The 24154-nt window shown below is 64.0% G+C and carries 20 protein-coding genes and 2 pseudogenes; 14 read left to right on the top strand and 8 right to left on the bottom strand.

Going from position 1 to position 24154, the window contains the following annotated elements; translation table 11 throughout:
- The 3 genes and pseudogenes from Q0743_RS02835 to Q0743_RS02825 form a co-directional block, all read right to left on the bottom strand.
- A partial coding sequence (locus tag Q0743_RS02835; RefSeq protein ID WP_298240080.1) for an L-rhamnose mutarotase occupies window positions 1–190 on the bottom strand: 190 nt, incomplete at its 3' end.
- Window positions 191–204: 14 nt separating this feature from the next.
- Window positions 205–1182: pseudogene (locus tag Q0743_RS02830) on the bottom strand (mandelate racemase/muconate lactonizing enzyme family protein); the annotation flags it as partial.
- Between the two features lie 559 nt (window positions 1183–1741).
- Window positions 1742–2764: an LLM class flavin-dependent oxidoreductase gene (locus Q0743_RS02825; protein WP_298240079.1), complete on the bottom strand. Its 1023-nt coding sequence runs from the start codon at window positions 2762–2764 to the stop codon at window positions 1742–1744.
- 327 nt (window positions 2765–3091) lie between these two features.
- Between Q0743_RS02825 and Q0743_RS02820 the strand changes: the two genes are divergently transcribed.
- The 4 genes and pseudogenes from Q0743_RS02820 (at window position 3092) to Q0743_RS02810 (ending at window position 6904) form a co-directional block, all read left to right on the top strand.
- Window positions 3092–4492, top strand: a complete 1401-nt coding sequence (locus Q0743_RS02820; RefSeq protein ID WP_298240078.1) for a patatin-like phospholipase family protein — start codon at window positions 3092–3094, stop codon at window positions 4490–4492.
- Window positions 4389–4658: pseudogene (locus tag Q0743_RS34255) on the top strand (hypothetical protein); the annotation flags it as partial. The gene Q0743_RS02820 and the pseudogene Q0743_RS34255, both read left to right, overlap by 104 nt.
- Before the next feature lie 87 nt (window positions 4659–4745).
- Window positions 4746–5429 (top strand): hypothetical protein, encoded by a 684-nt coding sequence (locus tag Q0743_RS02815; protein ID WP_298240077.1) that lies wholly within the window; start codon window positions 4746–4748, stop codon window positions 5427–5429.
- Entirely contained in the window at window positions 5426–6904 is a 1479-nt protein-coding gene (locus tag Q0743_RS02810; protein ID WP_298240076.1) for a hypothetical protein, read from the top strand. The genes Q0743_RS02815 and Q0743_RS02810 overlap by 4 nt, the downstream gene beginning before the upstream one ends.
- A gap of 149 nt (window positions 6905–7053) precedes the next feature.
- On the opposite strand, the gene Q0743_RS02805 is transcribed toward Q0743_RS02810, so the two are convergent.
- Window positions 7054–7737, bottom strand: coding sequence for a class I SAM-dependent methyltransferase (locus tag Q0743_RS02805; RefSeq protein ID WP_298240075.1), 684 nt, complete (start codon window positions 7735–7737; stop codon window positions 7054–7056).
- A 26-nt stretch (window positions 7738–7763) separates the two neighbouring features.
- Window positions 7764–8222 carry an Rrf2 family transcriptional regulator gene (locus Q0743_RS02800; protein WP_298240074.1) on the bottom strand — a complete coding sequence of 153 codons (459 nt, stop codon included), beginning with the start codon at window positions 8220–8222 and terminating at the stop codon, window positions 7764–7766.
- Between the two features lie 356 nt (window positions 8223–8578).
- On the opposite strand from Q0743_RS02800, the gene Q0743_RS02795 reads away from it, so the two are divergent.
- Window positions 8579–8872 carry a DUF718 domain-containing protein gene (locus Q0743_RS02795; RefSeq protein WP_298240073.1) on the top strand — a complete coding sequence of 98 codons (294 nt, stop codon included), beginning with the start codon at window positions 8579–8581 and terminating at the stop codon, window positions 8870–8872.
- Between the two features lie 16 nt (window positions 8873–8888).
- On the opposite strand, the gene Q0743_RS02790 is transcribed toward Q0743_RS02795, so the two are convergent.
- Window positions 8889–10910: a YgiQ family radical SAM protein gene (locus tag Q0743_RS02790; protein ID WP_298240072.1), complete on the bottom strand. Its 2022-nt coding sequence runs from the start codon at window positions 10908–10910 to the stop codon at window positions 8889–8891.
- 192 nt (window positions 10911–11102) lie between these two features.
- On the opposite strand from Q0743_RS02790, the gene Q0743_RS02785 reads away from it, so the two are divergent.
- From Q0743_RS02785 to Q0743_RS02775, 3 genes are all read left to right on the top strand, one after another.
- Entirely contained in the window at window positions 11103–11402 is a 300-nt protein-coding gene (locus Q0743_RS02785; protein ID WP_298240071.1) for a hypothetical protein, read from the top strand.
- Window positions 11371–12327 carry a DMT family transporter gene (locus Q0743_RS02780; RefSeq protein WP_298240070.1) on the top strand — a complete coding sequence of 319 codons (957 nt, stop codon included), beginning with the start codon at window positions 11371–11373 and terminating at the stop codon, window positions 12325–12327. The genes Q0743_RS02785 and Q0743_RS02780 overlap by 32 nt, the downstream gene beginning before the upstream one ends.
- 126 nt (window positions 12328–12453) lie before the next feature.
- Complete coding sequence (locus tag Q0743_RS02775) at window positions 12454–12618, top strand: hypothetical protein (protein ID WP_298240069.1); 165 nt, start codon at window positions 12454–12456, stop codon at window positions 12616–12618.
- Window positions 12619–12624: 6 nt separating this feature from the next.
- Here the strand turns inward: Q0743_RS02775 and Q0743_RS02770 are convergent, their stop codons facing one another.
- Window positions 12625–13305 (bottom strand): GntR family transcriptional regulator, encoded by a 681-nt coding sequence (locus Q0743_RS02770; protein ID WP_298240068.1) that lies wholly within the window; start codon window positions 13303–13305, stop codon window positions 12625–12627.
- Window positions 13306–13314: 9 nt separating this feature from the next.
- The gene (locus Q0743_RS02765) at window positions 13315–14727 is read right to left on the bottom strand and encodes an FAD-binding oxidoreductase (RefSeq protein ID WP_298240067.1); all 1413 of its coding nucleotides are present in this window, start codon (window positions 14725–14727) and stop codon (window positions 13315–13317) included.
- A 180-nt stretch (window positions 14728–14907) separates the two neighbouring features.
- Between Q0743_RS02765 and Q0743_RS02760 the strand changes: the two genes are divergently transcribed.
- The 6 genes from Q0743_RS02760 (at window position 14908) to Q0743_RS02735 (ending at window position 24144) form a co-directional block, all read left to right on the top strand.
- On the top strand, window positions 14908–15792 hold the full coding sequence (locus Q0743_RS02760) for a dihydrodipicolinate synthase family protein (protein ID WP_298240066.1): 885 nt from the start codon (window positions 14908–14910) through the stop codon (window positions 15790–15792).
- A 203-nt stretch (window positions 15793–15995) separates the two neighbouring features.
- Window positions 15996–18329, top strand: a complete 2334-nt coding sequence (locus tag Q0743_RS02755; protein WP_298240065.1) for a TonB-dependent siderophore receptor — start codon at window positions 15996–15998, stop codon at window positions 18327–18329.
- A 2-nt stretch (window positions 18330–18331) separates the two neighbouring features.
- A complete protein-coding gene (locus tag Q0743_RS02750; protein ID WP_298240064.1) occupies window positions 18332–19513 on the top strand; it encodes a PepSY domain-containing protein in 1182 nt (393 codons plus the stop codon).
- 71 nt (window positions 19514–19584) lie between these two features.
- Window positions 19585–20811, top strand: a complete 1227-nt coding sequence (locus Q0743_RS02745; protein ID WP_298240063.1) for a rhodanese-like domain-containing protein — start codon at window positions 19585–19587, stop codon at window positions 20809–20811.
- 338 nt (window positions 20812–21149) lie between these two features.
- Window positions 21150–22394: a phosphoglycerate dehydrogenase gene (serA, locus tag Q0743_RS02740; RefSeq protein WP_298240062.1), complete on the top strand. Its 1245-nt coding sequence runs from the start codon at window positions 21150–21152 to the stop codon at window positions 22392–22394.
- Between the two features lie 88 nt (window positions 22395–22482).
- Window positions 22483–24144, top strand: coding sequence for a tannase/feruloyl esterase family alpha/beta hydrolase (locus Q0743_RS02735; RefSeq protein ID WP_298240061.1), 1662 nt, complete (start codon window positions 22483–22485; stop codon window positions 24142–24144).
- Window positions 24145–24154 lie beyond the last annotated feature (10 nt).

The raw sequence follows: 24154 nt of genomic DNA, 5'->3' as shown, positions 1-24154 counted from the left end.
CATAATCCGTGCCGTGATATTCGTAATAGGCGAAGAGCAGGTTTTCCGGCTCCTTCAGATAAATCGAATAGTTCTTTATGTTGCAGGCCGAAATCATCTCCAGGATTTCCGGCCAGACATCGGCATGCAGCCGCACATATTCCGCGACCTTTTCAGGCTTCAGGCCCAGGACTTGTCCCATTCGCTGCATGCTCGTCTCCCCGGTCACGTAATCACTGTGGTAAATTCATCGATCGATCGGCGCCTGACCTCGTCCCAATCCCAGTCGATGCCAATGCCCGGTTCATTCGGCGCCAGCGCATGGCCGTTCTCGATCACCATATGTTTGCCGGTGATCTCATCGAGCTGCGGGATATATTCCACATATTTGCCGTTCGGGACAGCACAAGCCAGGCTGACATGCAGTTCCATCAGGAAATGCGGGCAAACGGGGATATCGAAGGCCTCGGCCGCATGCGCTACCTTCAGCCACGGCGTGATGCCGCCGATGCGGCCGGCATCGACCTGAACGATCGAGCAGCCGCCCTTCTGCATATATTCGCGGAAATGCCGGACCGAATAAAGCGATTCACCGACCGCGATCGGTGTCGATGTGCTGGCGGAAAGCCGCACATGTCCGTCGATGTCGTCGGCCGCGAGCGGCTCCTCGATCCAGGCGAGGTCGATATCCTTCAAACGCTCGGTACGGCGTATGGCCTCATCGAGCCGGAAGCCCTGATTGCAGTCGGTCATGATCTCATAGCCGTCGCCGACTGCTTTGCGCACGGCTTCCAGCCGGGAAAAATCCTCCGCGCCATGCGGCTTGCCGATCTTGACCTTGGAGCCGCTGAACCCCTTGGCCTGAGCAGCGAGCGCGTCGTCGACCAGCGCCTGCGGCTCGATATGCAGCCAGCCGCCTTCGGTCGTATAGAGCGGGCAGCGATCCTTGGCGCCGCCTGCCAGCTTCCAGAGCGGCAAGCCGAATTTCTTCGCCCGCAGATCCCATAAGGCGGTGTCAATCGCAGCCAGCGCAATCGATGTGATCGCTCCGATCGTCGTCGCATGCGTGAAGAATTCAAGATCGTGCCAGATGCCCTCGATCTGGTCGGCATCCTGGCCGAGAATGCGTGGGCCGAGATGATCCCTCAGCAGCCGCATCACCGACGAGCCGCCGGTGCCGAGCGTCGAAGCCGAACCGCTGCCCGTGCCGCTGCCGGCCGCGGAGCCACCGGTGCCCACGGTCGAGCTGCTGGTGCCGCCACCCGCCGACGAACCGCCGGTGCCGACCGTCGAGCTCGATTGCGCAACGGCGAGTGCGGTGGTGGCGAGCAGCGCGGCCGCAGCCGCAGAGAGCTTCAGAATCCTCATTTTGTCTCCTCCAGGGTTTCCAAAAAAACAGACTGCCAAATAAGGCTCGGGATAAATTGGCAATCGCACAAACGTTCCTCATGTCGGACACGCTGACGCAGTGAGTTCACTCGTCGTGCGAAGTTCCGCGGCGTGAGAGGCCGCGCACCGCTTTCATTCATTCGTGGTTCATCCGCGTGCACGCTTGCACGCTCTGCGCCGCGATAGCGAAGCGGCTTGTGTCCTGTGCGCACGCTCGTCGAGGCGCTGGCGGTGATAACGGGGACGAAGACGGGGTGAGGTGGGCAAGGCGGGAGCGGCAGCGTCAGCCTCGTTTGACGGATTGGATCAGATCCAACTGACGAGTGACGGATGCTGAGTCATCGCCTGGCCCCGCGAAGTTTTGCCGCCGGCCTCACCGCCATCCCAGCGCCGGCGCGACGTGCTTCAGGATCGCCTCGATCGCATGCGCGCAGTAGGCGACGCCGAGCTGGTTCGGAATGGTCAGCAGCAGCGTGTCCGCCTCGGCGATCGCCTCGTCCTGTCGCAGCTGCTCGATCAGCACGTCCGGCTCCGCGGCATAGCTCCGGCCGAAGATCGCCCGGGTCTGCGGGTCGATGAAGCCGATCTGGTCTTCGCCGCCGCGCTCGCTGCCGAAATAGGCGCGGTCGCGATCGTTCATCAGCGCGAAGATGCTGCGGCTGACGGACACGCGGGGGGCGCGGGTGTGGCCGGCTTCCTTCCACGCCGCGCGATAGCTGCGGATCTGCGCCGCCTGCTGCACGTGGAAGGCCTCGCCGGTCTCGTCGTTCTTGAGCGTCGAGCTCTGCAGGTTCATGCCGAGCTTCGCCGCCCACACCGCGGTGGCATTCGAGCCGGCACCCCACCAGATCCGCTCGCGCAGGCCTTGCGAATGCGGCTCGATGCGCAAGAGGCCCGGCGGGTTCGGAAACATCGGCTGCGGGTTGGGCGCGGCAAAGCCTTCGCCGCGCAGGAGGTCGAGGAAGACTTCGGCGTGACGGCGCCCCATGTCGGCATCGCTCGCGCCCTCGGTGGGGCGGTAGCCGAAATAGCGCCAGCCATCGATCACCTGCTCCGGCGAGCCGCGGCTGATGCCGAGCTGCAGCCGCCCGCCGGCGATGAGGTCGGCGGATCCTGCGTCCTCCACCATGTAGAGCGGGTTCTCGTAGCGCATGTCGATCACGGCCGTGCCGATCTCGATCGTGCTTGTTTTCGCGCCGACCGCCGCGAGCAGCGGAAACGGCGAAGCCAGCTGCCGCGCGAAATGATGCACGCGGAAATAGGCGCCATCCGCGCCGAGCTGTTCGGCCGCGACTGCCAGATCGATCGATTGCAGCAGCGTGTCTGAAGCCGAGCGGGTTTGCGATTGCGGCGAGGGCGTCCAGTGTCCGAAGGACAGAAATCCGATCTTTTTCATGGAGGCAACATATTGATGATGGGAAGAGTTTGCGAGAGGCAGGTCGAGGGAAAGATGTCGGCAGGGGCGTAAAGCAGATTAGACACGGGTTGGCGTGCCGACCACGAACTCGCTTCAGGCGACGTCGAATGGATCACTGACCGACAAGGTATGGAGCTTATTCCCGGGAGACCTGCGGGATGTCTGACTCTTGCGTTCGCGCAAGGGTTGCGGTTGGATAGCGCTCGGACGAGGGGGAGAGATGAAAATCGAAAATGCTATGAAGCGCGCCGCACAAGCCTCTAGCCGCGGGTCCCGGCCGGCTAGAGCCGGATATGAGCGCGCCTGATGCTGACCGGCGGACCACAGGTATCGCACCCCCCGACTGCACGCGATGGTGAGAGCTCCGCTCATCCTGCCGGCACTGGTCAAGGCAAGATCACGATCGATGCGCTGATCATGAAAGGCGGCGGCGTTAAAGGACTGGCGTTCGCCGGTGCCATGCGTGAGCTGGAATGCTTCGTCGATTTTCAGTGCTACGTCGGCACATCTGCAGGCGCGATCGCCGCGGCATTATTTGCTTGCGGCGCCAGTGGCGCGGAGCTCGAAGATGTGCTTCGCAAGAAATCGTTCAAAGACTTCCTGGACGGAAATGTCTGGAGTCTTCCATTTACCTTCTGGTTCACCCGCGGATTGCACCCGGGCTATACATTCGTCGATTGGTTGCGAGAGGAAGTCCACAGGCGAATACCCCAATATCTAGATGTCAAAATGAAGGACCTTCCCAAGCGGGCAGTGACTTATGCATCGACAGCACTTGCCGGGGAGGTGACATTCGACAAGATCGGGGAGCACGCAGACTCGGCGGTGCACACGGCTGTGCGCTGTAGCATGTCCATACCGTACCTTTTCCAGCCTCAGTGGATAGACCTTCGCCGAGTGTATGACGGCGGCTTGTTGCATAATTATCCAATCCAGATTTTTCTCGATCAGGAAAAGAAGAGGAATCCAAGCGCTCCGATCCCATCTTTTATCGGCTTGTATCTCGGAAAGATCACGCCCGAGCCGATCAAGCCTCCGGCGGTTTGGCAAGACATGCTGAAGATCAAGATAGATAAGAACGACGCAAGGCTTATCGATCAGTACCCCGATCAGACCATCTTGATTGACACCGGCCCGATTGGAACGATCGACTTCGATCTTTCGGAGACTGAAAAAGAATACCTCGTGGTTCAGGGCCGAATCGCAGCCTTGGAGCAGTATATCGCCAAGCGCAACTTGCTAACGCCCGCTAAACGAATCGAGCTGGGAGAGCTGAAGGGGCGGTCGGCTGAGCTGCTCGAGCAAATTGGAGCAGCCAGGAAGACGCGATCAATCCCGACCAGGAGCCTCACTGTTTCTGCAGCGGTTGTCGCCACAATCGCTCTATTGCTCAGGTTCACCCCTTCCCCTCCACCACCGCCGGCGTGTCAGATGAAGGCAGTGATCGAGCCGACGAATTCCAGGGATGCGGCAATCCCGAGCTTTCTCGACATTGCCGTCAAGGGAAAGCAGGATCGGTATTCAATCTACACCGGCAAGCCGGTCGAGTTCGAAATTCAGCCAAAGAACGTCTCGGGTTACTCAATTGAGCTGCATTGGTCTGATGGCACCCATTCTCAGTTTGGGGCCTTGTCGGGCTGCGAGCTCGTTAACGGTAGGAAGTCAACAGATGAACGCGCGACGTTGCGCCTTACTCCTCATAGCTAGCTTATTGGGTTGCTGGGCGTGGGGAGGCGGTTCGGCCTCGGCTGACACCCTCGTAGGTGGCCAGGTCTCCGATGCAATTACAAAGCAGCCAATTGCGGGGGCCGATGTGTCGGTTTCGTATTCGTCCCAGACGATTGGCACGGTCAGGACGGATGCGAGCGGTCGATATCGCATTCCGATCGCCTGGTCGGCAACGGTACCCGGATTGGCGTACGCAACTATTGCCGCGCGGGGAGCAGGACACGAGGCGGTCATGCTCGAGCTGAAGATCACGGACGGGGTCGCAGAACCAATAAAGGATCTGGAGCTCTTTCCGTCAGGTATCCTCGAATGCAAGCTCAAGGCAGAACACTCCGTGATCATTGGGAATTTCTTGCCACCCACCCCAGCCGGGGGCTTGTCAGAGCTCTCGCGTCGTATTGCGAGATCGTTGGAGTTTGCGTTGAGGACGAGGTTGCAGTCGGCGCATCTAACTCTCAACAAGCAACCGTCCTTCGTGCCATGTGAAGCGGCTAAACCGCCGACCACCAGATTTGGGTCCGGATATGCAAAAGCGCTGGACGCAGACGCCTTTGTCGATGGTGATATTTCTCGCGATAGACGGCTGCCCGGTTATGCGGTCAATTTCTATGTGAGCGATGCATACGGCCTGTTCTCCGATCCGCAGCTCGCGAGGAACCGGAGTCTAAATCTCGAGACGCCCAGCGAGGTGGAGGTGTCTGACGAGACACATGTCGCCGTCCTTGCATCCATCGCTGCCGGGCTTGCAAGAAAGGACGATTGCGTCACGGCGATCAAGGTCATAACCGTCGCCGAGCGCTTCTTGGAACAGCCTGGCGACAATCCCATCCCGGCGGGCTTTGAATACCTGGCCGGTCTTAGAAAAAGCTGCGAGGTGCGGCTACCCAACGTGAATCTCAGGAAAAATACCCAATGATCTTCCCGAGAGTCGCAAGACTTGCGTTGTTGGTTCTGTTCGCGATCGCGCTGCCGGGCGCGGCACGTGCCGGAGGCGACATTTCTTTCGAACGAGAATACCGGCGCATCATAGAGGTTGAGAACCAAGTGATGGCTCAGCCTGCATATCAAGAGTCCAAAGATCTGATAGACCAGATCGGGCAGGCTCGTGAATATCTGTCCTCAGTCGAGAAACGGTATGAAGAAGCCGCAGCGACCGACGGACCCGAGCCAATATACAGCCGCGAGGTCGCCAAAATACAAGCGCGTCTAAACCGGCTAGAGCGCCGACTTGCCGAATTAACAAAGACCTTAAAGGACGTCCGCGAGGCCGCAGAGGGAGCAAGCGGGGGTAGGATCTTCGGTCGAGCTGCAAATCGGACGGCAGTTTTTACTTACGAAGACCCGCAAGCTACCGGTCTTGGAGACGCCGTGGCCTATCTGATCTCCAAAAAGTTGCTATTCACATCGCCGGTGCAGTCATTTGCTGTGGTTAATTTCCGGGGCGAGCAACTGGAAACACCGGTCGGTCCAGATCGTGCATCGAGAAGCCCGACCTATTTCGACAAGGTTGACCTCGTCACCCAAAACCAGAATTTTGGTCTAGCTGTATGGGGGCGAATAACTCGTGCTGGTGCCGGAATAAGCATCGACTCTTTCTTGCAAGTGCCTGCCAGCGCCAGCAGGGAAAAACTCGGTGCCGACATCCGGTTGCCGAAGGCAATGGGAGGGGCAACGTTAAGCGCTCATTTGAAGTCGGATCGAGTTCTGGTTAGCACTACGGACTTGGAAAAGAGTTCGGCCGAAAACCTAAAAAGAGCGGCACGCCAGGTGTCGAGTTTGCGGCGGCAACCCAAAGCCAGTGCGGCCGTTGTTGCCAAGTTGGAGGGATTGTACCGAATCGTCGGTCGCAGCGGCTCCTGGGTGGAGCTGCAATTGTCAGATGGTCGTCGCGGGTGGACTAGCGTCGATGAGTTCTGCTCGGATGAATGTGCTTTCTTGCTGAAGGCAGCCGATTTCACCAACGATATTCTAGCACAAACGGCCGGTGCCGGACCTAGACGGCTGCCGGAAGGCTTTACGCGAGATGCGGAAGAGATGTCGAAAGAGTTCGCGACCCTTCGATTGCTCCAAGATCAACCGGAAAAGGCCGCAGACCTCGCCGAGAGTTGGATCAAGAACAGCAAAACGCGGCATCCAAAATTCGAAAGCCTGCTCGCGTTAGCGCGTTTGCAGATTGCGCTAAAGCGCGAGACTGCAAGAGGCAGGTCTTACGAAGACATCAGGCTCGAACCACAAGTGTTGCAGCCGATCGTCGATACTCTCGTAGAGGCTTCAATCGCCAATCCCAGCGACGATGAATTATTGCGAAACCTTGCCAAGCTGTTCAACGTTCTGGGCGACTCGGCGCGTGCCGATCTGGCGTCCCAGCTCGCAGACCGCGTCGTGCATTAGGCTATCGTGTACTCACGCGGGCATTTGGTCGCAGGAGATTGGCAAAACTCCAAGCGAATGGCTCAGGACCGCTGTCCAATCAAGAAAAACTGGACCCCGAAGAAGAGGGTCGACTGAGCGCAATGGGCCGCTAGACGAAGCCTCGCACTTCACGCGTAGGCCACCCAGCCGCGGAAGGCGAAGCCCGTATAGAACAGCGTCGGCTCCGAGAAGCCGGCCTCGCGCAGGATCACCTCGTCCTGCGCTGGCGCGAGAATCTGCAGATGGTTGCTGACGGCATCCCGCGCCGCCGCGGCCTGCTCGGGCTCGACGCCGGATGCGGCCAGGAACGCGGAGTACCGCGCCAGCCACAGCGGACGTTCCTTCGCTCCATCGGGCGCGCTCAGATGCGCGACCACGAACGGTGCGCGCGGCTTGAGCCGGCGGCGGACCTCCGAGGCGATCCGGCGCCGCTCGGCGACATCGACGAAATGGAGGGTCAAGAGGCAGGTGGCGCCGTCGAACGGTCCCTCCGGCGCATCATCGACATAGCCTTGGTGAAAGCGCGCACGTGGTGCGAGCTCTCCCAGAGTCCGCCCGGCCAGCGCCAGCATCGCCGCCGACGGATCGACGCCGTCGAAGCGCCAACCGGGATGCGCCTGTGCAAAGGCCTTGAGCTCCAGGCCGCCACCGGCGCCGAGGATGAGCACCTGCCCGTCGCTGGGGACGCTTTCGGCCAGCAGAATCGCCGCCATGGATTGCATGGCGTCATAGCCCGGCACGAAGCGCCGCGGCCCTTCGGTGTATCGCGCCACGAATTGCGGATCCGAGAATGCGGCTTGAATGTCGGTCATGATGTCGTCCCCGTGAATGGAGCTGGTCACGCGCGATGCGCACTGATGTCGTGGATCTTTCGCGACCCGAGCCGCTTGCGGAGATCATCGCTCAGCATCGCCAGCGTCACCTCGCCGAGGCGCGACAGCAGCAAGGCCTCGGCATCGCCAAAGGCCTGAGCGAGCGCGGCGTTGACAGCCTGCTCGACGAGACAGCCGGGCGCCTCGGTCCGGTTGCCCATCGCCAGCAGCGACGGGCTGCCGAGCGCGGCATAGACGTCGCGCAGCGTCACCTTCGACAGGTCGCAGGCAAGCGTCCAGCCACCGCCGTGCCCCCTCTCGGAGTGGACGTAACCAAGCTCCCGCAGACCCGCCATGATGCGCCGGATCACCACGGGATTGGTGTCCATGGCTTTCGCCAGAGTCTCGGATGTGAAAGGTCCCGGCTGCTGCGCCATGTGCAGGAGAACGTGCAGCACGCCGGATAATCGGCTGTCTCGTTTCATGTAACTATACATGTTACATGATAGCCGGGAGGTCAAGCGATTTTGCCGACGTCAGCGCGCGTGGTTCCCCGATAATGCCGTCACACGGCTGTTTTGCCCGGCGGAGCAACTCGTCCTCGCACCGCTCATCGCGCGTTTTGCACGTCCTCTAACCCATTGATCCCGCTCATGCCGTCTACTGTGCATGGGGTTGTTTTCGACATTTTTGGTTTGGCAGCCGGGCTCGCCATGCTGTTTTGTCGCGGTGACGGCCCCACCCGCGAGGAGCACCATTTGGTCCGGGCGGCCGTATGGACTTTTCGTCCTGTCGCTCGCGCGGCGCCCAATTTCATCAGTCCATTTTTTGGAGGCGCGTTATGCAGGTTTACAATGTGGTGAGGTTCAAAGTGAAGCAGGGCGAGGAAGCCGCCTTCCTCGATGCGCACCGGGGCGGCAAGGCGAAATGGCCCGGCCTCGAACATGGCGTCATCATCAAGACCGGCGAGCAGGCCTTCTGCCTGATCGGCACCTGGGCCAGCCAGGAGGCAATGGTTGCGGCGCGCCCCGCGATGATCAAGACGCTCGACAGTTTCAGGTCGGTGCTCGAGGAGCAGGGCCACGGACGCGGCGTCACGGATGCCGTGTCGGGAGCAGTCGTGCTCGATCTCTAGCGGGCGGCTTGCGCCGCTACTTCATCACCCGCAGGCCCTTGGTCGTGAATTTCTGCGTCTTGCCGCCGGGGCGAACGGGGCGCCTGGTGCCGGCGGCCTTGCCGGTGCCGGGCGGCTGGTGCGCGGGGACGAGCTGATGGGGCTGCGAGCCGATCAAATCGCGGCGGCCCATCTCGATCAGGGCCTCGCGCAGCACCGGCCAGTTGTCGGGGTCATGGTAGCGCAGGAACGCCTTGTGCAGGCGGCGCTGGCGCAGGCCCTTGATCGCCTCGACCTTGTCGCTGCCGCCATGGCGCACGCCGCGCAAGGGATTGACGCCGGTGTGGTACATCGCGGTTGCTGTGGCCATCGGCGAGGGCAGGAAGGTCTGCACTTGATCTGCGCGATAGCGGTTCTTCTTCAGCCACAGCGCGAGGTTCATCATGTCCTCGTCGGTCGTGCCCGGATGCGCCGCGATGAAGTACGGGATCAGATAGTACTTCTTGCCCGCGCGCTCGGCCGCCTCGTCGAACATGCGCTTGAACTTGTTGTAGGCGCCGATGCCCGGCTTCATCATCTTGTCGAGCGGGCCGCGTTCGGTATGTTCCGGCGCGATCTTCAAGTATCCGCCGACGTGATGGGTGACGAGCTCCTTGATGTATTCCGGGCTCTCGACCGCGAGGTCGTAGCGCACGCCCGAGGCCACCATCACCTTCTTGATGCCTTTGGTCTCGCGAACCTTGCGATAGAGGCGAATGAGATCGTCATGCGAGGTGTTGAGGTTCGGGCAGATCTCGGGGAAGACGCAGGACGGCCTGCGGCACGCCGCCTCGACCTTCGGGTCCTTGCACGCCATCCGGTACATGTTGGCGGTGGGGCCGCCGATGTCGGAGATCACGCCGGTGAAGCCCGGCGTCTTGTCGCGGATCTTCTCGATCTCGCGCAGGATGGAGCCTTCCGACCGGTTCTGGATGATGCGCCCCTCGTGCTCGGTGATCGAGCAGAAGGTGCAGCCGCCGAAGCAGCCGCGCATGATCGTCACCGAGAACTTGATCATGTCCCATGCGGGGATCTTCGCCTCGCCATAGGACGGATGCGGCGCGCGCGCGTAAGGCAGGTCGTAGACCGCGTCCATCTCCTCGCTCGTGAGCGGGATCGGCGGCGGATTGAGCCAGAGATCGCGGTCGCCGTGCCGCTGCACCAGCGGCCGCGCATTGCCGGGATTGCTCTCACGATGCAGCACGCGTGAGGCGCGGGCATAGGCTTCCTTGTCCTGCTCGACCTGCTCCAGCGCGGGCAGGCGGATCACGGTCGCGCCCTTCTGGCGCGTTGCGCCTTCGTCCGCGGAATCGAGATCGTCGGCGTGCAGCTCGGTGTAATCCTGGGGCACCTTGCGGAACAGCGCGACGCCCCTGATGTCGTCGAGCTCGCGCGCGGTCTCGCCGGCCGCGATGCGGTTCGCCACTTCGACGACGGCGCGCTCGGCATTGCCGTACAGCAGCAGGTCCGCCTTGGCGTCGGCGAGCACCGAGCGGCGCACCTTGTCCGACCAGTAATCGTAATGCGCGATCCGGCGCAGCGAGGCCTCGATGCCGCCGAGGATGATCGGCACGTCCTTGAATGCCTCGCGGCAGCGCTGCGCGTAGACGACCGTGCAGCGGTCCGGCCGCTTGCCGCCTTCGCCGCCCGCCGTATAGGCGTCGTCGCTGCGGATGCGCCGGTCCGCGGTGTAGCGGTTCACCATGGAGTCCATGTTGCCGCCGGTGACGCCAAAGAACACCTTTGGTTTGCCCAGAGCCTTGAACGGCTCGGCCGAATGCCAGTCCGGCTGCGCGATGATGCCGACGCGAAAGCCCTGCGCCTCCAGCAGCCGGCCGATGATCGCCATGCCGAAGCTCGGATGGTCGACATAGGCATCCCCGGTCACCAACACGATGTCGCAGGCGTCCCAGCCGAGCGCGTCCATCTCGGCGCGGCTCATCGGGAGGAACGGCGCCGGCTTGCGCGGGCGTGCCTGGGCCATCAGGGGCTTGGCGGCGGCGATGATCTCTGTGTCCATGGGGCGTAGGCATAGGACTCCGGGCTTCCGAATACAACCGGCCGCGATGCCAACTTCGCGATCAGGGTTCCCTAATGGTGCTCAATTCGGCTCCATAAGGCGCGGACGGCCGGCTCCGGCACTGTGACGCCGTCCACAGTCCCGTCGGCCACGGCGCGTCATCCTCCCCTCGAACTTCAAGGGAGATGACCCATGTTTCTGATCGATGCGCTGCTGATCCTGGCGATGCTGTTTTTCCTGTTCCTGCCGATCACCGATCGCAGGACGGTGCGGATGAGGCTCTGCATGCTGTGCGCGCTGCTGGCGGTGTTCTCGGTGTCGCTCACCCGCACCCCCAACGTTCCGGTGCTGCTCGCGAGCGTGTCCGCGCCTTCCGGAATGGCGCGCGTGCCGCATATGCATGTCACTGATCCGTCCTCGGGGTTCTCACCGCGGCTGACATCGGATATCCGATTGATCCATGGGCGAGGCAACGGGCAAGGAAACCTCTGACGGCGGTCATCGCACGATTGCCGGCGTATCGCCGTCCACGGGCGCCTGGCTAGGTGTGATCGCACTGGTCGGCTTCATCCTGGTCGCGACCGCGCAAGCCTCCAACCAGGTTCTGGCGCGCGGGCTTGCCGGCTCCGTCCCGCCCTTCGCGCTCGCCTTCTTCCGCTGGAGCATCGTCGCTATCGGGCTCGCGCCGATCGCGCTTCGAGAGATCCGCAATGGCCGCGTGCCGCTCGGCCGAAACATCTGGCCGATCCTCGCGGCCGGCTTCATGGGCATGTTCCTGTGCGGCGGGCCGGTCTATGCCGCGGGCGTGTCGACGACGGCGATCCACATCGCGCTGATCATGGCGCTGTCGCCGATCACGGTGCTGCTGATCTCGGCCCTGCGCGGCATCGAGCATGTCGGCCCGCTGCAATGGTTCGGCACGGCGCTGGCGCTCGCCGGTGCGCTGCTCATCATCTCCGGCGGCCATCCGCAGACGCTGATCGAGCTTCAGACCGTGGCGGGCGACGGGCTCGTCGTGATCGCGATGCTCGGCTGGTCCGGCTATACGCTGCTGCAATCGCGCGCCGCGCCCAAGGCGTCCCTGCTCGCGCGCATCAGCCTGTTCTCGGGCGCCGGCGCGCTGTTCTCGCTGCCACCAGCGGCCATGGAGATGTGGGCAATGCCGGCCCAGGTCTTCAGCACCAAGGCGCTGTCGGCCTATGTCTTTGCCGGCATCGTTCCCGGCCTGCTCGCCTATGCCGGCTTTGCCTGGCTCGGCGGCAGGTTCGGATCGGTGCGGACCTCGCTCGTGCTCTATCTCGGGCCGATCGCGAGCGCGCTACTGTCTTTCGCGATCCTCGGAGAGCCGCCGAAACTGATTCACCTGTTCGGCGGCCTGCTGATTCTGGGCGGGGTCTGGGCCAGCCTGCGGCGCTAGTTCCATCCGCACACATCCCGGTTCATTCGCAGGAACCATCCGTCCTCGCGAACATTCTGATGGAGGGCTGCGGCGGGCCCGGCTCGCGCGCGCTCGCAAATGTTCGCCTCTGGCGATGGGGGAGCTGTGAGTACAGTCATAGAGAACCTGCTGTCGCGAAAGCAGAAGCTCGTGGAGCAGCTCGAAAAGGCGCCATCGGTCGAGGATCGCGACAGGATCGAGCACCAGCTCGAACAGATCAACACGGCGCTGGATTTCCTGGACAGGCCGGGCTCGAAGGACGCGAAATAGCCGCGTTCAATCCGCTTTCGCCGTCTCCACCTTCAAAGCCTTGGCATAGACCAGGCCCGAATTGGTGATGTGCGTCGTCATCAACGCTTCGAACGCGGTGAACTCGCCGCGCGCGAACAGGTCGAGCAGCTTGCGGTGCTCGTCGAAGGACGAGCGGGTGCGAACGTCGATCGGTGAGGTCAGATTGGTGCGGAGCGCGGCGACGCGGCCGGAGACCAGCTGGTAGGATTCGGCCAGATAGCGGTTGCCGCAATGGACGAACAGAGCCTCGTGGAAGGCCGCATCGGCGCGGCCATAGGCGATGTTGTCTTTTGCCGCGACGGCCGGCTCCATCGCGGCGATCGCCTCGCTCATCGACGCGACAGCGCCGTCGCGGTCGTGGCGATAAGCGAGCTCTGCGGCTTTCGGCTCCAGCGCGATGCGGAAGGTGCAGAGCGCATGGATATCCTCCGCGCTCGGCGTAAAGACGAAGCTGCCGACCTGCGGACGGATCACGACGAGGCCCTGCGCCTGCAACTGGCCCATCGCCTCGCGCACCGGCGTGCGGCTGACGCCGAAGGAGTTCGCCACCATCTCCTCGGAGATGGCAGCTCCAAGCGCGAACTCGCCGTCGATGATCGCCTGACGCAGCCGCTGCATCACGCGCTGCGACAGCGATTTCGGCGTGTCGAGCTTGAGCGATCGCATCTTCAGCTCTCAGACCACCTTGCCGGGATTGAGCAGGTGGTCGGGATCGAGCGCGGCCTTCAGCGTCCGCATCAGCGCGATCTCGGGCTCGCTCCTCGCATGGCCCAGCCATTTCTTCTTCAGGGTGCCGATGCCGTGCTCGGCGGAGACGCTGCCGCCGAGCTCGCGGACGAGGCCATAGATGATCGCGTCCATCTCCTCCTTCGGCTGCTGCTCGACGGGAAGGCCGGTGACCCAGGAGACGAGGTGCAGATTGCCGTCGCCGATATGGCCGTAATAGACGCTCTCGCAACCCTTGATGCCGTCAGCGAGCGCCGCCTTGCAGCGGGTGACGAACTCGTCCATCCGCGCGACCGCAAGGCCGATGTCGTAGGAGATGTGCGGGCCCAGCACCTGGCCGAACTCGGCGCAGATGTCGCGCACGCGCCAGAAGCTTTGCGTCTGCGCCAGCGATTGCGCCACGGCGGCATCTGCCAGCAGCCCACGCTCCATCAGCTCCTCGAGCCAGGCCTGGAAGCGCGGCGCATCGACGCTCTCGTCGGTGCCTTGTGCTTCCACCAGCACGTAGAGACCGTGGCCTGCGGCGACCGGCGGCTTCACGCCGGCGCGGGTCGTGATCACGTCCCAATAGTCCGGCCACATCACCTCGAAGGCCGACAGCAACGGGCCGAGCCCGCTGCGCGCCGCGCCGAGCAGCGCGATCACCGCAGCGTAGTCCTTCAGCGCGCAGAGCGCCGCCATGGTCGAGCGCGGCTTCGGGAACAGTTTCAGCACCACGCGGGTGATGATGCCGAGCGTGCCTTCCGAACCGATGAAGAGGTGCTTGAGGTCATAGCCGGCATTGTTCTTCATCAGCTTGTTGAGGCCAGTGATGATCGTGCCGTCCGGCAGCACGACTTCGAGACCGAGTACCAGCTCGCGCGTCATGCCGTAGCGGATCACGCGGTTGCCGCCGGCATTGGTCGAGAGATTGCCGCCGATCGCGCAGGAGCCGCGCGAGCCGAGATCGAGGGGAAAGAAGAAGCCGGCCTCGTCCGCGGCCTTCTGGATCGTCTCCAGCGGCGTGCCTGATTTCACCGTCATCGTCATCGACGCGGGGTCGATCTCCTCGATGCCGGTCATGCGCTCCAGCGAGATCGCAACCCAGCCGGCTTCGGGCGAGGCGCCGCGGCACAGGCCGGTCAGTCCACCCTGCGGCACGAACGGCAGACGCGCCTGCCGGCAGGTCAGAACCGCATCGGCAACGCCTTGCGCGTCCACGGGGCGGATCACCGCGAGCGGCGTCTGCGGCAGGCTCGCGCTCCAGTCGTTGCAATTGCGCGCGGGTACGTCGGTGCCGACCAGCACCGCGGCTGCGCCGAGCTTGTCGCGGAGGGCGCCGAGCAATTGGTCGGGGCGCCCGATGGCGGTCGCCATGTTCATGCGAGACCTCCTTCAAGATCTGGCTGCGCCATTTGCGCGCCGTGACGGCGGAAAGGGTTTGCGTCACTCTTGTATGTAAGGTACAAGGTAAAAAGTAAAGCAAAAACAGGACTCGGCAGGGCTTCGTAAGGTCGTTTGAGATCAGAGGCTTAGTTCCGGGTCGGAACAAAGGGCAGTGTGATGACCGAGGCAATTCGCGGGTTCTGGGTGGCGTCGGCGACGCCGCTGGCGGCCGACGGCAGCGTGGATTCGGCAAAGCTCGCAGCTCACGCCAGACAGCTCTTCGGCAAGGGCGTCGACGGCATCGTGCTGTTCGGCACCACCGGCGAGGGCACCTCCTTTAATGTCAGCGAGCGCATCGCGACCATCGAAGCCGTGCTCAAGGCAGGCGTCGCGCCGGAACGCATCGGCATCGGTGGCGGCTTCCCCGCGATCACCGACAGCATCGCACTCTCGCGCGCCGTGCTCGGCCTCGGCCTCCGTCACGTGCTGGTGCTGCCGCCCTATTTCGACCGCGGCGTCTCGCCCGAAGGTATCGAGGATGCGTTCGCTGCGATCATCGACGGTGTCGCTGACGACCGGCTGCGCGCCTATCTCTATCATATTCCGCAGATGTCGGGCGTCGCGATCCCGACCAGCGTCGCCGCCAACCTGCGCAAGCGTTACGGCAAGGTGATCGCCGGCCTGAAGGACTCCAGCGGCGACTTCAAGCAGTTCCAGGCCTTCCGCGCTGCCGCTCCCGAACTCGCCATCACCGTCGGCAATGAAGCCGACATCACCCGCGCGATCGCGGCGGGCGGTGCCGGCACCATCTGCGGCATGGCCAATGCCGTGCCCGAGCTGGTCAAGGGCATGGTCGACGGCAAGAATGTCGAGGCGCGCATGCAGGCTGCGATCGATATCGTGCTGAAGACGCCATCTTTCACTGCGACGCTGAAAGCCATCCTTGCGGCACAAACCGGCGATGCCGCCTGGCAGCGCGTGCGCCCGCCGCTCCGCGCATCGTCCGACGGCGCTGCGCTCAAGCGCAAGCTCGACGAGTTGACGGCTCCCGCCGTCGCCTGAGATCGCGATCACGTAGCGGCACGTTGCGGCGAATTCGCGCGCAGCGTGTCGCGCGCGGCATGACGGCAATTCATGATTGCCGTTGCTGGTCGATCTTTCGTTAGAACGATTCCACACTAGAGCGATTCAAGCTCCACTACGGTTCTCCTCGATCCCGACCGCTGTTACACGCGCACACTTCAATGTTCGTGACGTGAAGTGGATTGAAAGTGCGTGCCTCCGTGGATGGCCTGCGTAACGGCAGCCGTCGTCATCGTGCCGGCGAGAGCCGTGCAGGTCTTCTCATCGGTGCAGCCGTGCTGCTCGCCGAACTTCCATCCCTCACGACGAGCGCACAGGCGCAATCGGCTTTGCCGCCGGTGACAGTGGAGGCGCCGGCGCCGCGGTCCAAACCGGTGCGCGCGTCGGAGCAGCCGTCACGCCGAACGCAGGCCGCAGCACGCCGCCAACCCGCCAGCAATCCCGCCCCCGCCGTGCCGACGCCCTCGGAGCGCGCGGCCGCGGAGGCTGCGGCGCAACAGGCGGCAAAGCTCGGCTACCGCGCGATGCCGAGCGCGAGCACGCTGCGCAGCGGCGCCTCGCCGCTCGATACCTCGCAGGCCGTCAACGTCGTGCCCGAGCAGGTGCTGAAAGACCAGCTTCCGCGCAACATCGACGATGCGCTCATCAACGTCTCCGGCATCACCCAGACCAACACGCTCGCCGGCAGCCAGGACGCAGTGATCCGCCGCGGCTTCGGCGACAATCGCGACGGCTCGATCATGCGCAACGGCATGCCGCTGGTGCAGGGTCGCAGCTTCAATCCCGCGGTCGAAAGTGTCGAGGTGCTGAAGGGGCCGGCCTCGCTGCTCTACGGCATCATGGATCCCGGCGGCATCGTCAACACCATCAGCAAGCGGCCGGAGCTCTATCAGCGCGGCTCGGTCACGCTGCTCGGCTCGGCCTTCAATGCTTCGAAGACCGGGGCCGACGGCCTGCTCGACGTCACCGGTCCGATCGGCGACCAGGGGCTTGCCTACCGCTTTATCGGCTACGGCGTCAGCGAGGATTATTGGCGCAATTTCGGCCGCCATCGCGAGATGCTGGTGGCGCCGTCGCTGGCCTGGTACGGCAAGGACACCACGGTGCAGCTCAACTACGAGCACCGCGAGTTCGTCTACCCGTTCGATCGCGGCACGGCGTTCAACCCGGTGACCAAGGCGCCGCTCGCAGTGCCCGCCACGCGCCGGCTCGACGAGCCCTTCAACAACACATGGGGCACGTCCGACCTGCTCCAGGCCTCGGTCGAGCATCGCTTCAACCAGGACTGGAAGCTTTACGCCGGCTACAGCTACAACACCGAAACCTTCAGCGCCAACCAGCTCCGCATCACCGCCATCGATTTCACCACCGGCGCCGAGAAACGCAGCAATGACGGCACGCAGGGGTCGCTCAGCAATGTCAGCTACGGGACGTCCTACATCTCCGGCAGCTTTTGGCTCGGCGACATGCGCAACGACGTCGTGTTTGGCGGCGACGGTCAATATCGCACCATCTACCGCGACAATCTGATCCGTCAGGCAACGCCCGCCATCAACATCTACAATCCCGTCTACGGCCTGATCGGCCCCGGCACGACGGTGTCGAACTCCGACAGCGCCCAGACTGACAAGCTCGGGCAGTGGTCGCTGTTCGTCCAGGACACGCTGCACCTGACCGAACGCTTCGCGCTGGTCGGCGGCGCGCGTTACATGGACTATGACCAGATCGCCGGACGCGGAAAGCCGTTCGTCACCAACACCAACGTGTCGCAGGACAAGGTGCTTCCCCTCGGCGGCGCCATCTTCAAGCTGACCGACCAGATCTCGCTCTATGCGAGTTACACACAATCGCTGAAGCCGAATTCGACGATTGCGCCGATCGGCGTCGTGATCGACTCCAACGTCGCGCCCGAGGAGGGCGTGTCGTACGAGACCGGCGTCAAGTTCGACTTGAACAAGCGCATTTCCGGCACGCTGGCGTTCTACGACCTCGACAAGAAGAACGTGCAGACGACGAAGACGAACAGTGCGGGCGTGGTGGAGCTCCACACTGTCGGCCGCGCGCACTCGCGCGGCGTCGAGCTGGACGTCACCGGACGTCTCACCGACAGCTGGGCGCTGATCGGCAGCTATGGTTATACCGACGCACGCGTGACGGCGTCCGAGGACGCGACGCTGCTCGGCAGGAAGCTGCAGAACGTCGCCCTCAATACCGCATCGCTCTATCTGGTCTACGACTTCGGCACGGCCTTGCCGGGCCAGCTCCGCGTCGGCGGCGGCGCGCGCTATGTCGGCGACCGTCCCGGCGACTCCACCAACAGCTTCTTCCTGCCGTCCTATGTGGTCGCCGACATCTTCGCGACCTACGAGACGAAGCACCAGAACACGCCGGTCATCTACCAGTTCAACGTCAAGAACCTGTTCGACACCGTCTATTATCCCTCGGCCGTCAACAATCTCAACGTCGCCATCGGCGATGCGCGGCGCGTGTCGCTGTCGGCGACGGTCAAGTTCTAGCCATGGCGGCGCGGCTCGGACACGCGATCAAGGCGGTCCTGTTCCAGGTCCATTCCGTCGCGGGCCTGATCCTGGCCGTGCTGGTGTCGCTGATCGCGCTGACCGGCGCGATCATGAGTTTCGAGGACGAGATCGTCGATCATCTCAATGCCGGCATCATGCAGGTCGCGCCGCGCCAAGCACCGGCGTTGATGCCTGATGAGCTGGTTGCGCGGCTGAAGGCGGCGCAGGATCTCGGCAAGGTCGCCGCGGTCACGCTGTCGAGCGATCCGTCCGCGGCTGTTCATGTCCGCTTTGCGCGTGACGGGCAGGGCGGCCGGCCGACCTCGCTCTATGTCGATCCCTACGACGCGCGCGTGCTGGGCGCCCCGCGCGGCGAGGCGTTCTTCGCCACCGTGCGCCGGCTGCATCGCTGGCTGCTCATTCCCGGCGACGGCAAGGGCTGGGGACGCCCGATCACCGGCACGATCGCGCTCGGCCTGATCGTCATGCTGGTCACGGGTCTCGTGCTGCGCTGGCCGCGTCGTGCGGGCAGTGTGAAGATGTGGCTGAAGCCGAATCTCGGGCTCGGCGGCCGTGGCCTGCACCGGTCGCTGCACACCGTGATCGGCACCTGGGTTCTTCCGGTGTATCTGACGATGGCGCTCACCGGACTGTATTTCTCCTTCGAATGGTACAAGGACGGCGTGACCTGGCTGCTGGCGCGTCCGCACGTCAGTGCGGCGAAGATGACGACAAAGCCGCCGCGCCCGGATGGCCGCACTGAGCCGGTTGCGATCGGGTTCGATCGGGCCTGGACGACGTTCCAGCGCGAGGAGGGCGACCGGTACTCCCAGGTCTTGCTGACGCTGCCGGCGGGACCGGGCACCGCGATCCGCATCCGGTCGTGGGGCAAGGATTCGTTGCTGGAGACCACGCGCGACGAATTCCGCATCGATGCGGTCACCGGCCAGCTGGTCTCCGCCGAGCGCTTTACCAATAAGACGTTCGGCGAGAAGATCATCGCGGCCATCTACGACATCCATCGCGGCGAGATCCTGGGCTGGCCGGGCAAGCTCGCCTTCATGATCGCCGCGATCCTGATGCCGCTGTTTTCCGTCACCGGAATCCTGCTCTATCTGTCGCGCCGCAGCTTGCGGCGTCCGGTACAGAAGCCGCTCGGGCGGCTGGTTCCCGGCGAGTGAGCGGACGAGGCTAGCCAACGCGCCTCTAATCGGTCAAAAGCCCCTGACTTGTCCTTGCCAGGATTGATGCCATGAAGACCGTCACCCCCGCCGACATCCGCCGCGCATGGCTGCTGCGCGAAGAGATCGCGCTGCTCGATCTCAGATACGAGGCCGGCTTTGCGACGGGGCATCCTCTGTTCGCCGCCAACATGGCCGCCGATCGGATCGAGATCGAAGCCGAGACGCGGCTGCCGCGCAAGAATGTGCCGATCGTGCTCTATGATGACGGTGAAGGGCTGGTCGCGCGTGGTGCCGAGCGTCTTGCCGCACTCGGCTACACCAATGTCAGCGTGCTCGACGGCGGACTGAAGGCCTGGCGTGCGGCGGGTTACGAGGTGTTCGAGGACGTCAACTCCTATTCGAAAGCGTTTGGCGAGCTGGTCGAGTCGCGCAGGCACACGCCCTCGTTCAGCGCCGACGAGGTGGCCAGGCTGATCGCCGACAAGGCTGACATCGCCATTCTCGATGTTCGCCGCTTCGACGAATACGCGACCATGAACATTCCTGGCTCGGTCAGCGTGCCCGGCGCGGAGCTGGTGCTGCGGGCAGGGCAGGCGGCGCCCAACCCTGGCACCACCATCATCGTCAACTGCGCGGGACGCACGCGCTCCATCATCGGCACCCAGTCGCTGATCAATGCCGGCGTGCCCAACAAGGTGCGCGCGCTGCGCAACGGCACCATCGGCTGGACGCTGGCGAAGCACACGCTCGACCACGGTGCGGACAAGCGCGGGGAGATCGGGCCATTCGAGGGCGGTCCTGCGAACGCACGCGGTGTCGCTTACCGCGCCGGCGTTCGCCATATCGGTGCGCGCGAGATGGCCGCGCTTGCCGCGCAGACGGATCGCACGCTCTATTGCTTCGATGTGCGCGACGCCGAGGAATATGCAGCCGGTCATCTCCCGGGCTTCCGGCACTATCCGGGCGGCCAGCTGGTGCAGGAGACCGACATGGCCGCGCCCGTGCGCGGCGCGCGCATCGTATTGAGCGACGACAAGGCCGTGCGCGCCGACATGACGGCATCGTGGCTCGCGCAGATGGGCTGGGAGGTCTATGTGCTGGAAGGCGGCTATGACGGCGCGCTCGAGATCGGCCCGCCGCGCGTGCTGCCCAAGCCGGATCCGGCCCACCGCTATCGCCGGCCCTATGAAGGTACCGACGTCGCGGAGAAGGCGATGCAGGCCTATCTCGATTGGGAATACGGCCTCGTCGAGCAGCTCCGCCGCGATGGGACGCACGGGTTCTATGTGATTTGAGGGTTGGACGAGAGCGCGACTCGACCGAACACTATTTCCATCACCGTCACCCTGAGGTGGCCGCTCCTTCAGCGGCTCTCGAAGGGCGACGGCCCGGCTCTTTCGGTGCGGCTATATCGGGGCCGTTCATCCTTCGAGGCTGCCGGCGCGATGCCTTGCATCGCGCCACTCGCACCTCAGGATGACGGGTAGGCTCTTGGTGACGCGGAAATGTCGGAGCTGGTGGGATACCAAGCGTCGCCGCATCCCGCCATCTTCCCCTCCGTATCGGCCCCTATTGTGCTGCCCCTCCTCCGCGGTCTATGTGCTCAGGCAAAGCCGCCAGTTCAGGAGATTCCATGTCAGCCCCAGGCCAGAGCCAGGAGCGGAGCGCGAAGGCGCTGTTGCTCGAAGGCGTCAATGATAGCGCTGTCGATCTTTTCAAGGGCGCGGGCTTCACCAATGTCGAGCGGCTCACCAAGGCGCTGGACGGTGAAGATCTGCGCAAGGCCCTGAAGGGCGTGTCGCTGCTCGGCATCCGCTCGCGCACCCAGATCACCGACGAGGTGCTGGAAGCTGCCGACGGGCTGCTCGCGGTCGGCTGCTTCAGCGTCGGCACCAACCAGGTCGATCTTGCGGCGGCGCGCAAGCGCGGCATTCCCGTCTTCAACGCGCCGTTCTCCAACACGCGCAGCGTCGCCGAGCTCGTCATCGGCGAGATCGTGATGCTGCTGCGGCGCATCTTTCCGCGCTCGGTCTCGGCCCATGAGGGCGGCTGGGACAAATCGGCGACCGGCAGCCGCGAGGTGCGCGGCCGCACCCTCGGCATCGTCGGCTACGGCAATATCGGCTCGCAGCTCTCGACGCTGGCCGAAGCGATCGGCATGCGCGTGATCTATTTCGACCGCACCGACAAGCTCCGCCACGGCAACACCGAGCCGGTCGAGCGGCTGGAGGAGCTGCTGGCGCAGAGCGACGTCGTCAGCCTGCATGTGCCGGAGACGCCGGAGACCGCAGGGATGATCGGCGAGAAGGAGCTGCGGGCGATGAAGCCGGGCTCGTTCCTGATCAACAACAGCCGCGGCACCGTGGTCGATCTCGACGCGCTCGCGCGCGCCTTGCGCGACGGCCATCTCGCCGGCGCCGCCATCGACGTGTTCCCGGTCGAGCCCTCCTCGAACGCGGACCGTTTCAAGAGCCCGGTGCAGGGCCTCGAGAACGTCATCCTCACCCCGCATATCGGCGGCTCGACCGAAGAGGCACAGGAGCGCATCGGCGGCGAAGTCGCGCGAAAGCTGGTCGACTATTTCATCACGGGCTCGACCATGGGCGCGGTGAATTTCCCCGAGGTGCAGCTGCATCTGCGCCCCTCCGGCGCGCGCTTCAGCCATGTCCATCGCAACGTGCCCGGCATGCTGCGCCGGCTCAACGAGGTCTTCCTCCAGCGCGACATCAACATCGCCGCGCAATATCTGGAGACCGCAGGCGACCTCGGCTACGTCGTGCTCGACGCCGATCTCGGCGGCCAGGATTCCGGCGCGCTGCTGCAGCAGATCCGCAGCCTCGAAGGGACGGTCGGCGCGCGGCTGGTGTTCGAGCACTAACGGACAGCAAACCACCCTCATTGACGATCGTCGGGAGGTCGCATTCAATGCGATCTCCTGACAGATCGAACAAAACCGGGTGGAAACGATGACGCTGACAAGAGCGAAGCTGTGCGCATGGCTCGTGGGCACGGCGGCGGCGATGGGCGCGAACGCTGCGTTCGCCGCGACCCTGGCAGAGGATGCAGAGGCGCTCTGCAAAAGCTTCGTCGGCGGTGCCGATGCCGTAAAGATCGATTCCACAACCCTGCAGGCGCCCTCGCAGCTTGCCGTCGCCGAGCGCGGACCGACGCCGTCGGGGCGCGTCACGCCAGCCAATCCCGCCTTTTGCAAGGTGCTGGGCCATATCGATCCCGTCGATCCCAAGGCGCCGCCGATCAGATTCCAGGTCAACCTTCCCGTCGAATGGAACGGGCGCTCGGTGCAGTATGGCGGCGGCGGCTTCAATGGCGTGCTGATCACCGGCCTTGCGCTGCCGCCGGCCTATCCCTTCGACAAGCCGTCGCCGCTCGCGCGCGGCTTCGTCACCTACGGCACCGATTCCGGCCATGAAACCAAGCAAGGCGAGCCGCCGCAGGTCTTTGCGCTGAATGACGAAGCCTTCGAGAATTTTGCCCATCGCGCCTACAAGCGCGTGCGCGATGTTGCGGTTGGGCTGATGCAGCGCGCCTACGGCAAGAAGCCGGAGAAGATGTACTTCATGGGCTCGTCCGAGGGCGGCCGCGAAGGCCTCACCATGGCGCAGCGCTACCCCGACGATTTCGACGGCATCTTCGCCCGCGTTCCCGTCATCAACTGGGTTGGCCTGCAGCATGCCGGCACGCGCTCGGGTCTCGTCACCATGGGTGCAGGCTGGATCAATCCGGCGCAGGTGAAGCTCGTCGGCGAAGCCGTGCGCGCAGCCTGCGACAAGGCCGACGGCTCCGACGATGCGCTGGTCCAGGACCCCGTCGGCTGCAAGGCTGTCTTCAAGGCCGAGACGCTGCGTTGCACGGACGGCAAGACGGGCGATCAGTGTCTCACCGATGCGCAGGTCAAGGCGATCGAGACGCTGCACGCGACCTACAAATTCCCGTTCGCGCTCGCCAATGGTCTCGACGATTATCCGGGCTGGGGCGTCTCGGGCGAGGATACGCCGGCGATCGGGCCGACCGGCGGTTGGATGGCGTGGTGGCTCGGCACTGCGCCGCCGGCCCAGCCGCCCGCACGCAATAACGGCATCGCCTGGATCTACGGCGCCGGCGGCATTCAATATGTGTTCGCGCGCGATCCCAAGCTCGACGTCACCACCTACAAGGTGGAGGAGCACAAGGCGCGGCTGCTCGAAGTGTCGAAGCTGATGGATTCGACCGATCCGGATCTCGGCCGCTTCCGTGCGCGCGGCGGCCGGCTGATCATGCTCGAGCACATGGCCGACTACGCGCAAAGCCCCTATGCCGGCATCCGCTATTTCGAGAGCGTCGAGCGCAAGCTCGGCAAGGCCGAGACGGCCGAGTTCGCGCGGCTCTACACCGCACCCGGCGTCGATCATGTCGGCTCCGGCGCGCCGGCCAATGTCGACATGCTGAGCGTGCTGGTCGACTGGGTCGAGAAGGGCAAGACGCCCGGCGATCTCGAAGTTGCCGAGCAGAAGGTCGAGGCGCCGGCCTTCGCGACCTTGCGCGCGCTGCCGCTGTGCCGCTGGCCGGCCTGGCCGCATTACAAGTCGGGGCCGGTGACGGAGGCGGCGAGCTTCAGCTGCGCGCCGTAGCGAGGCGGGC

Origin of the sequence: uncultured Bradyrhizobium sp. (assembly GCF_936943645.1) — a bacterium.
In the GTDB taxonomy this organism is placed as follows: Bacteria; Pseudomonadota; Alphaproteobacteria; order Rhizobiales; family Xanthobacteraceae; genus Bradyrhizobium.
The sequence above is the reverse complement of the archived record's forward strand: the minus strand, read 5'-3'. Positions and strand labels throughout refer to the sequence as shown.

Bases quoted from the DNA above. Each gene is read 5' to 3' on its own strand.
- Q0743_RS02825 (WP_298240079.1), bottom strand. From the start codon at position 2,764: ATGAAAAAGATCGGATTTCTGTCCTTCGGACACTGGACGCCCTCGCCG.
- Q0743_RS02820 (WP_298240078.1), top strand. From the start codon at position 3,092: ATGCTGACCGGCGGACCACAGGTATCGCACCCCCCGACTGCACGCGAT.
- Q0743_RS02815 (WP_298240077.1), top strand. From the start codon at position 4,746: ATGCTCGAGCTGAAGATCACGGACGGGGTCGCAGAACCAATAAAGGAT.
- Q0743_RS02810 (WP_298240076.1), top strand. From the start codon at position 5,426: ATGATCTTCCCGAGAGTCGCAAGACTTGCGTTGTTGGTTCTGTTCGCG.
- Q0743_RS02805 (WP_298240075.1), bottom strand. From the start codon at position 7,737: ATGACCGACATTCAAGCCGCATTCTCGGATCCGCAATTCGTGGCGCGA.
- Q0743_RS02800 (WP_298240074.1), bottom strand. From the start codon at position 8,222: ATGAAACGAGACAGCCGATTATCCGGCGTGCTGCACGTTCTCCTGCAC.
- Q0743_RS02795 (WP_298240073.1), top strand. From the start codon at position 8,579: ATGCAGGTTTACAATGTGGTGAGGTTCAAAGTGAAGCAGGGCGAGGAA.
- Q0743_RS02790 (WP_298240072.1), bottom strand. From the start codon at position 10,910: ATGGACACAGAGATCATCGCCGCCGCCAAGCCCCTGATGGCCCAGGCA.
- Q0743_RS02785 (WP_298240071.1), top strand. From the start codon at position 11,103: ATGTTTCTGATCGATGCGCTGCTGATCCTGGCGATGCTGTTTTTCCTG.
- Q0743_RS02780 (WP_298240070.1), top strand. From the start codon at position 11,371: ATGGGCGAGGCAACGGGCAAGGAAACCTCTGACGGCGGTCATCGCACG.
- Q0743_RS02770 (WP_298240068.1), bottom strand. From the start codon at position 13,305: ATGCGATCGCTCAAGCTCGACACGCCGAAATCGCTGTCGCAGCGCGTG.
- Q0743_RS02765 (WP_298240067.1), bottom strand. From the start codon at position 14,727: ATGAACATGGCGACCGCCATCGGGCGCCCCGACCAATTGCTCGGCGCC.
- Q0743_RS02760 (WP_298240066.1), top strand. From the start codon at position 14,908: ATGACCGAGGCAATTCGCGGGTTCTGGGTGGCGTCGGCGACGCCGCTG.
- Q0743_RS02750 (WP_298240064.1), top strand. From the start codon at position 18,332: ATGGCGGCGCGGCTCGGACACGCGATCAAGGCGGTCCTGTTCCAGGTC.
- Q0743_RS02745 (WP_298240063.1), top strand. From the start codon at position 19,585: ATGAAGACCGTCACCCCCGCCGACATCCGCCGCGCATGGCTGCTGCGC.
- serA (WP_298240062.1), top strand. From the start codon at position 21,150: ATGTCAGCCCCAGGCCAGAGCCAGGAGCGGAGCGCGAAGGCGCTGTTG.
- Q0743_RS02735 (WP_298240061.1), top strand. From the start codon at position 22,483: ATGACGCTGACAAGAGCGAAGCTGTGCGCATGGCTCGTGGGCACGGCG.